This window comes from Pedobacter sp. UYP24, from assembly GCF_054057295.1.
In genome coordinates this window covers 492,717-503,893 of the sequence record NZ_JBSRZD010000002.1, presented here as the reverse complement: position 1 = coordinate 503,893, position 11,177 = coordinate 492,717, and the positions used below count along the sequence as shown (strand labels likewise).

At 38.7% G+C, this 11,177-nt stretch carries 9 protein-coding genes; 7 read left to right on the top strand and 2 right to left on the bottom strand.

The window, feature by feature from the left end; genetic code table 11:
* Nucleotides 1–29 precede the first annotated feature (29 nt).
* The 3 genes from ACVWYN_RS06870 (at nucleotide 30) to ACVWYN_RS06860 (ending at nucleotide 5,040) form a co-directional block, all read left to right on the top strand.
* Nucleotides 30–1,058 (top strand): PKD domain-containing protein, encoded by a 1,029-nt coding sequence (locus ACVWYN_RS06870; RefSeq protein ID WP_457288090.1) that lies wholly within the window; start codon nucleotides 30–32, stop codon nucleotides 1,056–1,058.
* A gap of 261 nt (nucleotides 1,059–1,319) precedes the next feature.
* Entirely contained in the window at nucleotides 1,320–2,471 is a 1,152-nt protein-coding gene (locus ACVWYN_RS06865; RefSeq protein WP_457288089.1) for a DUF5013 domain-containing protein, read from the top strand.
* A 103-nt stretch (nucleotides 2,472–2,574) separates the two neighbouring features.
* A complete protein-coding gene (locus tag ACVWYN_RS06860) occupies nucleotides 2,575–5,040 on the top strand; it encodes a glutaminase domain-containing protein (protein ID WP_457288088.1) in 2,466 nt (821 codons plus the stop codon).
* A gap of 182 nt (nucleotides 5,041–5,222) precedes the next feature.
* Here the strand turns inward: ACVWYN_RS06860 and ACVWYN_RS06855 are convergent, their stop codons facing one another.
* Both ACVWYN_RS06855 and ACVWYN_RS06850 read right to left on the bottom strand, forming a co-directional pair.
* Entirely contained in the window at nucleotides 5,223–5,525 is a 303-nt protein-coding gene (locus tag ACVWYN_RS06855; protein ID WP_457288087.1) for a hypothetical protein, read from the bottom strand.
* Between the two features lies 1 nt (nucleotide 5,526).
* Nucleotides 5,527–6,243, bottom strand: coding sequence for a pirin family protein (locus ACVWYN_RS06850; RefSeq protein ID WP_457288086.1), 717 nt, complete (start codon nucleotides 6,241–6,243; stop codon nucleotides 5,527–5,529).
* A gap of 145 nt (nucleotides 6,244–6,388) precedes the next feature.
* Between ACVWYN_RS06850 and ACVWYN_RS06845 the strand changes: the two genes are divergently transcribed.
* The 4 genes from ACVWYN_RS06845 to ACVWYN_RS06830 all read left to right on the top strand — a co-directional run bounded on the left by ACVWYN_RS06845 (nucleotide 6,389) and on the right by ACVWYN_RS06830 (nucleotide 11,169).
* On the top strand, nucleotides 6,389–6,991 hold the full coding sequence (locus tag ACVWYN_RS06845) for a sterol desaturase family protein (protein WP_457288085.1): 603 nt from the start codon (nucleotides 6,389–6,391) through the stop codon (nucleotides 6,989–6,991).
* A 98-nt stretch (nucleotides 6,992–7,089) separates the two neighbouring features.
* A complete protein-coding gene (locus ACVWYN_RS06840; RefSeq protein WP_457288084.1) occupies nucleotides 7,090–8,094 on the top strand; it encodes a hypothetical protein in 1,005 nt (334 codons plus the stop codon).
* A gap of 1 nt (nucleotide 8,095) precedes the next feature.
* Nucleotides 8,096–9,088: a glycoside hydrolase family 5 protein gene (locus ACVWYN_RS06835; protein WP_457288083.1), complete on the top strand. Its 993-nt coding sequence runs from the start codon at nucleotides 8,096–8,098 to the stop codon at nucleotides 9,086–9,088.
* Nucleotides 9,088–11,169 carry a glycoside hydrolase domain-containing protein gene (locus ACVWYN_RS06830; RefSeq protein ID WP_457288082.1) on the top strand — a complete coding sequence of 694 codons (2,082 nt, stop codon included), beginning with the start codon at nucleotides 9,088–9,090 and terminating at the stop codon, nucleotides 11,167–11,169. The genes ACVWYN_RS06835 and ACVWYN_RS06830 overlap by 1 nt, the downstream gene beginning before the upstream one ends.
* The last annotated feature ends 8 nt before the right edge of the window (nucleotides 11,170–11,177 follow it).

The following is an 11,177-nucleotide window of genomic DNA, read 5'->3' as shown; positions in this document are numbered from 1 at the left end:
TTATTAAACATAATATCCCCCCAAGGAAAATGAAAAAAATATTTGCACCAATGCTATTGCTGTTCATTACAGCAGTAATGACTTCCTGCGAGAAGGATCAGATACGGGTAGAAGACCAAACTGTATCTGAAAAACTTCCTACGGTAAATTATGATGTTGTGCCCGGAGATGATCCGTTCACCTTTAATTTTGTTAACAAATCAACTGGTTTTAAAAGACTGGAGTGGCGCTTTGGAGATGATTCTCTTTCTACTGCAGAATCCCCATCGCATGTTTACTTAACTACAGGTAATTTTCAGGCTGATTTGAAAGCCTTCACTGGTGAAGAGAATAGTACAGAAAAGCTTGTGGACATTAAAATTATTCCTGATAGTGTTGTAAAAGTTACTGCAACAAAGACAGGTGTTGAAAATGAAGTAAAATTTAACTTAACCAGTAAAGCGAAAATTGCTTCTGCTAAGTGGACATTTAAAGATATTGATCCAGGAGTGACTTCTGATGCCTTATCGCCGACAAGAAAATACGAATCAGGATCATTTAACAACTTTACTGTAACGATTACTACGAATAAGGGCTCAGTAATCGTGCTGGATAAGTATGTTACTACAGAAGGTATTGCCGATAATATTACAAGCAGTGCACTTTCATTTGTTGGTTCAACTGACAATGGAAATACCAATGAAAATGCAGCCAAACTAGTAGATAATGATCTTGAAACTAAGATATTTTTAGGCGGTCCCCCATTGCCATTAACTTTTAAATTCCAGTTTCCTTCTTCCCAAACGGTTAAAATTTATGCGATAGGAAATGCGAATGACTCTGATGGAAGAGATCCAAAAACATGGACGCTAGAAGGTTCTGACGATGATGTTAGCTGGACTGTACTTGATTCAAGAACATTGACCAGTAGTCTTTACACTTTAAGCGGAAATAAGTTCAAGCAGTTATCCTACTTCACGATTGCCAATCCAAAACCATTTGTATTCTATCGCTGGAAAATTTCTGCAACATGGAATGAAAATAACTTCCAGGCTTCGGAGATCAGATTGTTTAGATAACAATAGAATAAAATATATAAATCGATTAGGTAAAAAATATTTTTTACCTAATCGATTTATATAATGACAAATGACCGATGTGCATAATAGTAGGTGTAAGCGCGCTCTTTGGAATATTGAATTTACGAGGAAGCAGGAGTAGCAACAAAATTGTTACATTTTTTTTTGTTGCTAAATATAATAATCCATATATTTAGATATTAGTTCTCTACAGTAGGGTGGGCGGACTATTAATCTAAACCAAATATAAATTTCTCCTCCATGAAAAAAATCCTTAAACCGATTTTATTTTTACTTTGCGCAGCGAGTTTCGCAGCTTGCGAAAAAGACCGTATTTTACCGGTAGAAAGTACGGTATCATCAAAACTTCCATTTGTAGATTTTGAATTCGTACCGAAAACAGATCCTTTTACCTTCGATTTCAATAACAAGTCAACCAATTACAAGTCTTTAGAATGGCGATTTGGTGATGATAGTTTATCGACCGAAGTTTCTCCAAATCACATGTTTCCAAGAGATGGTAAATATGAGGTGGTGTTAACTGCAACGTCTCTTGATGGTGCCAAGGGTAAAAAATTAATTATTGTTGATATTCAGGCAGATAAAGTGGCAAAAATAGTTGCTTTGCCCAATGGAACACTCAATACGGTAAAATTCAAGATTAGTACTACTGCGGAACTTAAGTCTGCGAAATGGGATTTTGGTGATGGTACCACTTCTACAGAACTTGAGCCAACAAAGGCTTATGCAGTTGGTAAGCTCTTTACCGCAAAGGTAGTGTTGACTACTAAAAACGGGGCGCAGGCAAACGTAAAGAAATTGGTTTCCTCAAATGGAACCCTGGAAGATGTTACTAAGCAATTCCTGAAGAATACTGGAAATGCAAATGCTAATGATGGGCCTCCATTTATTGCTGCTCAACGTGTAGGTGGCAGATGGGGTATAGTGGCTGACTGGAATGTAAATGCTGCAGTTAAACAGCGTGAAGGCAATATGGGTAGTTGGGATCAATGGGAAGGCAATACGATGTCTATGGAAAAATGGGGTGGTGGAGAATTCGAAATTGTGGATGGAAAAATTCAACAAACTTCCTTAGCGCCGCTGCCTGCTGGACAGTATTTTTATCAAATAGGGTTCCATGACTTTAGTGTAAAGGATAAGTTATACAATGCTGTTTCTAAGGCTACTAGTTTGCCTGATGCAAATAACGTTGAAACGGATCCGAATGTACTGGGTTGGACTAAAATATCAGGTAGTAATAGCAGCGGAACGCCAGGATCTCCAATTACGTATACTACGGCATTTAATCTGGCAGAGCAAAGAACTGTTACCTTTGGTTTCGTAGCTACCTTCCAGCAGAATGAACAGAACTTTAAACTTTACCAAGTTAAGTTATACAGACAAGACAAATAAATTATATTTCTTTAAAAAGCTTAAACCCAGCCGCCTCAAAGCAGCTGGGTTTTTAGTGAACTATTAATTCTTAAAGCTGTTAATTTCAATCCTTAAACCACAAATGATTAAAACAAAAATCTTATTTCTTTTTGCAATTATGCTTAGCACTTACGCCTTTGCGCAAGAAAATAAAGCTCCTTCTTATCCATTAATAACGCATGATGCTTATTTTAGTATTTGGTCTAATACAGATAAATTGAATGAATCTGTTACCAAACATTGGACTGGTACAGAACAATCCCTTCTTGGTATAATTAAAGTTGATGGTAAATCATACCGTTTTCTGGGAGATACGGAGCAGAGCTTTACAGCTGTTTTACCAGCTTCAGATGATAAAGATTACAATTTTAGTTATACAGAAAGTGCTCCATCAGGAGATTGGAAATCTGCTGATTACACGGCTGGTGCCTGGAAAACGGGTGCAGCTCCTTTCGGCGATCTTTCTACATTTGCTAAAACAGAATGGAAAACTAAGGACCTTTGGGTAAGAAGATCATTTGATTTGGCAAATCCTTTGTTAAATGACCTGGCCTTGAAGTTAAGCCACGATGACAATGTTGAAGTTTATTTGAATGGGAGCTTGATTTACATTGCAGAAGGCTGGACAAATAACAAGTTTATTTATGTACCTATTAAAGCAGCTGTTTTAAAGGGTTTGAAAAAGGAAAATAATATACTGGCAATTCATATTGCCAATACAGCAGGTGGTGCGTGGTTGGATGCCGGCCTGGTAACAAAAATGGTTGATAGAAATCCAGTAGCTGCTGCTCAGCAGAAGAGTGTGGATGTCACTGCAACTCAAACAAAGTATGAGTTTAAATCTGGTGGCGTCGATTTGGCCCTAACATTCACTTCGCCTTTGTTGCTGGATGATCTTCATATGGTTTCCAGACCCATATCTTATATTACTTACAAAGTAAGGTCTAACGATAAGAAAATTCATAGTGTTGAAGTTCTTTTTAACGCTTCTACTAATATTGCCACAAATACAGCTGGTCAAGAGGTAAAAGCCGACGTAGCAAATACTGGTCCGCTTGCCATTCTTAAAGCAGGCACTACCGAGCAACCTATATTGAAGAAAAAAGGGGATGACCTAAGGATAGATTGGGGATATATGTATGTTGCTACTTCGTTGAATAACAAGGCAGTTCAATATATTCTTCCTCAAAAGAATGCCATTGTTGAATTTACGAAAGGCTTAAAAATTGCAAGACCAACTTCGCAGACTGGTACTAAACTTTCTTTAAGTACTGTATTGAACTTCGGCAAGATTGGAGCAGCAGAGCATCAACAATTTATTATGCTTGGTTATGACGATCAGGAAGCTGTTCAATACTTCGGACAGAATTTAAAGGCGTATTGGAATAGCGATGGCAGCAAAACTTTTGCTAGCGAACTGATAAATGCAAATACAGATTACAGCAAAGTGATCCAGAGGGTAAATGCATTTGATGCTGTTATGTATAAAAATGCTTTGGCTGCAGGCGGCGAAAAGTACGCAAAGCTTTGTGTTTTAGGTTATAGACAATCTATTGCCGCGCATAAGTTGGTAAAAAGCCCATCTGGAGACTTACTTTTTATGTCTAAAGAAAACTTTAGTAATGGTTCAATTTATACCGTAGACGTTACTTATCCTTCTGCACCTTTGTTTTTAGCCTACAATCCAGACCTGGTTAAGGGTTTGTTGAATGGGATTTATGCTTATAGTGAAAGCGGAAAGTGGGCTAAGCCATTTGCGGCTCATGATTTGGGTACTTATCCACTGGCTAATGGTCAGACGTATGGCGAGGACATGCCTGTAGAAGAATCTGGTAATATGATTATCCTTACCGGAGCCATAGCAAAGGCGGAAGGAAATGCAGAATATGCCAGAAAACACTGGAAAACACTTGGTGTTTGGGCGGAATATTTGAGTCGCGAAGGATTTGATCCGGGCAACCAATTGTGTACTGATGATTTTGCAGGTCACCTGGCCAGAAACTCTAATTTATCTGTTAAGGCTATTGTAGCTCTGGGTACCTATGGCATGCTGGCCGAAAATCTTGGTGAAACTGCAGAAGCAAAAAAGTATACTACCATGGCCAAAGAAATGGCTTTGAAATGGATGACTATGGCTGATGATGGTGATCATTACGCGTTAACTTTTGATAAAAAAGGAACCTGGAGTCAGAAATATAACCTGGTATGGGATAAGTTGCTTGGTTTAAATTTATTTCCTAAAGAGGTTTATGCAAAGGAGATAAAGTATTATTTAACTAAGCAAAACAGTTTTGGGTTGCCTTTGGATAGTCGCAAAACCTATTCAAAATCTGACTGGATTTTGTGGACATCAGTACTGGCTGACAACAAAGCAGATTTCCAGGCATTAATTGACCCTGTATATAAATATGCAACTGAAACTACTTCGCGTGTGCCATTGAGTGATTGGCACGAAACCACAACGGGAAAAATGGTAGGATTCCAGGCAAGAAGTGTTGTTGGTGGGTTTTTTATCAAGATGCTTAATTACGATTGGAATAAAAAATAAATTATTTTTAAAGCAAAAAGAACGGCTGCTTCGCAATTGCAAAGCAGCCGTTCTTTTTTTAGTAAGGGAGCCGGAACCACCCAAGCTCCCTAAGCATCGTTCCATTTGGGGGGATGCTAAAATAAACCGATTTAAAGTTAATATATTATTTATCTATAAGCAAGTAACAGATTTGATACGTTTTATTTGCCAAGTGCCTGGTAAATCTCTGTAAATAAAAGACCGCTTCCACCTCCATAATGTGATATTACCGGTACTTTTGCCCTTGAGCTTTCTACTTTAGCGATTAAGTCTGTTTCTTCTTCATTAGTTAATCCAGCACCAATAAGTACCAAATCAAAGGAACCTGAGCTGAATAGTGTGATGGCCTGTTCTTGTGATACAGCAGCTGTGGCATTCATTTGAGGATTTGAGTTAATGAGCCTTGCAATTGTTTTAAGGATTTCTTCATGGGTGCAAACGATAAGAATTTCTGTTTTTTCCATTTTAATATTTCATCGGAACTTCCATTAGCAAAATTTGGCTGCCTTCAACAGCTTGTATAAATATACGTTCTGTTTCCCAGATTCCATACCCATCCCGTTCATTCAATGTTTGTTCATTTACCGTTGCGTTGCCTTTTAGGACAAATACATAGAGGCCGTTATCCGTGTTTTTAAATGTAAATTCTGTTTGGGTTAATTTATCAAATTTACCCATATAGAACCATGCATCCTGATAAATCCATACTCCTTCATCATCTGGGTTTGGTGATAATATTTGCGCAAATTGATTGGGTTTAAGTAATTCCTCGTACCGTTTCTGTTGGTATCTTGGTATTACATTTCTTTGGTTTGGAAATAACCAAATCTGTAGGAACTGCACTGGATCATCGCCATTTTTGTTAAATTCTTTGTGGTAGATGCCTGTACCTGCGCTCATGATCTGGATCTCTCCAGATTCAATCAATGCAACATTACCCATGCTGTCTTCATGCTGTAAGGAACCTGCCAGAGGGATGGATATAATTTCCATATTGTCATGCGGATGCTCTCCGAAGCCTCCGCCACCACTTACCCAGTCGTCGTTCAAAACCCTTAGTGCACCAAATTGGATGCGTTCAGGGTTATAATTTCCGCCGAAACTAAAAGTGTGAAAGCTTTTAAGCCATCCATGATCAGATTGATCTCTGCTTGATGCGGTATGTAATATTGATTGAGCCATGTCTCTTGTTTTTTAATTTACTACAAAAGTAGGTGGTGTAAACCCGATTAATCTTAACATAGATTAAGAAATTGACATACTGATCATAAAAGAAGATAGATAAAACCCTTATTTTTGAGCTTTCGTTGAATTTAAAACTAAAGCGATGAGGAAGAATTTTATTTCCAATTCTCAGGAGTCTGTAAGAATGTTTAAAAGTCCGCTGCTTGAAGGATTATCCAAGGTGCCTTATTTTGTGCCATTGATCGTTTTTATACCCGTCATTATATTCTTTTGCTGGCAATCGTTAGCGCAAAATGGAGCCATTATTTTCTCTGGTTATTTACTTGCAGGGCTATTTATTTGGACGCTTACTGAATACATAATGCACCGATTTATATTTCATTTTTATCCCAGTACAAATTGGGGTAAGAGAATTCATTTTATTTTCCACGGCGTGCATCATGATTATCCAAACGATGCACAAAGGCTGGTGATGCCGCCGTCTGCAAGTATCCCACTTGCATTGATGTTCTATATTCTTTTTAATTTGGTTTTGACATCTTTGATGCTGGATGGGTTCTTCGCAGGCTTCCTGCTCGGCTATTTATTTTATGACATGACGCACTATATGCTGCATCATGTCCAGTTTAAAAATGGTTTCTGGAAGAAGTTAAAGCAACAGCACATGCTTCATCATTATGATGATTCATCAAAAAAGTACGGTGTTACATCTGATATCTGGGATAAGGTTTTTAGAACGAGATAGGCTAATTAATCCTTATTTTTAAGCAATTATAAATTGATCCTGTAATAAATTTCCAATACGTCAAAAAGCCATATATTTAGGCCATTAAACATCATTCTATGAAGATAAAATTCCTGTTAACTATTACATTGATACTTGGTGCCAGCAATTTCCTGTTTTCGCAGGAGTTAGAGGGTGCATTAAACTTACATTCTTTTGCTGATAATAGGGAGTATGGTAAATCTAACCGCTACCCTCAGACTATTTTTGGCATCAGACTTTCGCCGGAAATTGGGTTGTCGATTGATAGTACCCACAGAATTCGGGTAGGTTTTAATGCTTTGCATGAATTTGGATCACCAAATTTTACCAATAAAATTGACCCTGTTGTTTATTACCAGTTCACTAAGCAAAACTGGAATCTTTATATGGGTGCTTTTCCGAGGTATAAACTACTTAGCGATTATCCGCGAGCCATTTTAACCGATACATTGAATTATTACCGGCCAAATGTGGAGGGGATGTTGGTTAAATATGAGCATGAACATTGGCGCCAAACGGTATGGATAGATTGGACCAGCAGGCAAACGGCTACAGCCCGCGAGAATTTTCTTTTCGGACTTTCGGGCAATTATAAAAGTGGAGTATTCTTTGTATCCCATTATGCCATGATGTTGCACAATGCCGGTCCGGCTGTAAATATTGTGGGCGATCATATTGAAGACAATGGTGCGCTGGCCATCAAAGCAGGAGTGGATCTTACGGGTAAAACCGGCTTGGATTCCTTAACCATAAATGCAGGTGGACTCATGTCTTTTGAACGTCTACGTTCTGTAAGTGGTTGGAATACGCCTAAAGGCTTACTGTTAGAGTTTCATGTAGCTTATCATCGCTTTGGGATTATCAATTCTTATTACAATGGAGAAGGACATCATATCCGTTTTGGGGATCGTTTTTATACCGCAAAAGTTTACAACAGAACAGACCTGACCTGGCGACCAATCCTATTTAAAAACGTAGAAGGTATTCTTGACCTTTCGTTCCATTTTGTTGAAGGGGTAGTAGATAGTCAGCAGGCTTTTGGTTTACGATATAACATCAGTGGAAGTAAGAAACTTAAATAATATGAAACAGCTTTATTTACTTATGGTATTATTTCTTGGTTGTGTGTTTGCCAATGCACAATCAAATGCAGTTGTGCAGCATGGGCAGCTGCAAGTAGTTAATGGGGTAGTAGTAGACTTCAATGGAAAGGCGCCGCAATTGCGTGGCATCAGTATGTCCTGGAGTATTTGGGGAGGTAGAAAGTACTATAATAATAATGTGTTCAAATGGTTGGTTAATGATTTCAAATCTAATGTTATTCGTCTTTCTATGGCAGTGGAACCCGAACATGGCTATTTATTAGATTCAGCAGGTCAGATTACATTAATTACCGCAGCTGTAGATGCTGCAATAAAGAATGGTATTTACGTTATTGTAGATTGGCATGATCATCATGCCAATCAGCATCAGGAAAGGGCGGTTCAGTTTTTTGCTGCAATTGCTAAAAAGTACGCAGGAAAGCCTAATGTAATCTATGAAGTTTTTAATGAGCCTGAGCGCATTTCATGGAGTAGCATTAAGAGTTATGCAATTCCAGTAATTGAAGCCATCAGAAAATATGACAGTAAAAACTTAATTATTGTGGGTAGTCCTGTTTGGGATCAGGATGTGGATATTACCGCTAAAGATCCGATAACGGGCTTTAATAATATTGCTTACTCTTTTCATTTTTATGCCTCTGATCCCAATCACCAGGAAAAACTGATGCGCAAAGCAGAAAGTGCTATTGCTGCCAAGCTTCCGCTTTTTGTTACAGAATGGGGGGTGGGAGAATCAAACGGTAATGGTATTTTCGATCTTGATAAAACAAATAAATGGTTGGATTGGATGGAAAGGCAGCAGTTAAGCTGGGCCAATTGGAATGTTACTGATAAGAAAGAGACGACAGCTTTATTGAATCCCGGGGCACCAGTTGGTGGTAATTGGTCTGCAAAAAACTTAACTCCGGCCGGGCAATACATCAGGCAGAAACTTAATCAGCTTTCCGCATCTGGTAGCTCTAAAAACAAATAATGAAAGGAATTTTAGCATTAGCATGTCTCGTATTTGCATTAACTAGCACAACTGTTATTGCACAACAGGAAAACTATACTTCATTAACAGGCAAGCCGGCAAATTTGGTAAATGTGTTTCTTGGATCTTCAGGAGACCACGGACAGATGTCGCCAGCTGCATCTTATCCTTTTGGTATGTTGAGTATTGGTCCGCAAACCTACCCTACAACCCACATGGGCTATGAGTACCTGGCTAAAAAGTTTGATGGATTTACCCATACCCGTTTTGAAGGGGTAGGCTGTACAGGTAGCGGCGGACTCCTTTTAATTAAACCTTTTCTTGGTGATGATCCTGCAAAGTCTACCTTAATAAAGGTGTCTGAAAAAGCCGGTCCAGGTTATTACGCGGTAGGCTTTGACAATCAGATAAGCGCAAAACTAACTGTCCTTAAAAATGCAGGAAAGCATGTTTATCAATTTCCAAAAGGTAAAAAAGGTTTCTATCTTGACCTTTCACACGCATTTTCTGGTGGTTTTATTGCAGAAGAGCACAAGATTTCTAAAGGCTCGGTTAGCGGCTGGATAGACGCAAAAACTACCTGTGGTGTAGGGAAATATAGGATTTTTTATTATCTGGAGCTAACAGGCGAGCATATTTGGCAGGATCAGGCCAATCACAAGCTGGATATTGCACTGAGTGATGATGCTACTGCTGCCGAATTGAACATAGCAGTTTCAGCAGTTAGTCTTGAAGCTGCCAAGGCATCCATAAACAAAGATAATTTCGATCAATTAAAAAATCAGACTACTGCAGATTGGAATGCATTGCTTGGAAAGGTTGCTGTTGAAGGGGATATAGATAATGCTAAACTATTTTATTCGCTGTTATACCGAACCATGCAGTCGCCATATATGATTTCTGAGCCAGACGGGCAATACCGGTCAACAAAAGGAGTGCTGGAAAAAAGCAAAGACGTGCGGTATAATGGTTGGGCCATTTGGGACAATTACCGTACCCAGTTGCCGCTTTTGTCATTAGTTACCCCAGATAAATATGCTGGAATGATTACCTCACTTGCGGATCTTTACAATTCTGGCAAAAAGGATTATGCTACCCAAACAGAGCCTTCAAATACCGTTAGGTCTGAACATGCCATTGTAGTTTTGCTAGATGCTTACCGCAAGGGCTATAAGGTAGACTTTAAAAAAATTGCCGATTCGTTAATGAGTGAGGTTGAGCGGCTGGATTATAAAGCGCCAGATAAAGCATTGGAATCTAGTTATGATGCCTGGGCCATGTCTGAGATTTATGACATTTTAAAAAACAAAGAGCAGGCTGCAAAGTACAGAAAAAAGGCATTAGAATATAAAACCTACTGGCAAAAGGATTTTAGCGATATGAGTAGGAGGGATGTTGACCAGATGCAGGCAAGAGGGCTTTACCAGGGAACCATTTGGCAATACAGATGGTTTGTGCCTTATGATGTTAAGGGTTTAATTGCCCTAAATGGAGGCGAAGCAGCTTATGTGAACAAATTGGATGAATTCTTTGAGCGCGATTTGTATAACCATGCCAATGAGCCAGACCTACAAGTTCCGCTAATGTATAACATGAGCAAAGAGTCCTGGAAATCTCAAGACTGGATGCATCGTTTCGCCGCAGACACCGTAATACAGAATTATTTCAACGACAATAGCAGGGGTATTGGATCTAACATCGGTAGGATCTACCAAAATCAGCCAGAAGCTTACTTAAGAACCATGGATGATGACGCAGGCGCCATGTCTGCCTGGTATGTATTTACGGCGAGCGGGTTTTCTCCAGCGTGTGTAGGCTGGCCAATATATTACCTGAATGTTCCTTTATTCAAATCTGTTGTTTATCAATTACCTAAAAACAAGACTTTCAAAATTGAGGTAGATAATTTTAGTCTCCAAAATAAGTTTATGGAAAGTGTTTATCTGAATGGGAAGTTATTGAAACGCAATTATCTTACACAAGAAGACATTATGAATGGGGGTGTGTTGAGAATTTTAGCCTCCAAAACTCCTGTAAAAGACAGAGAAACTGAAAACTGGGTAAGTTCAATTGAGCAGTAGCCTAATAG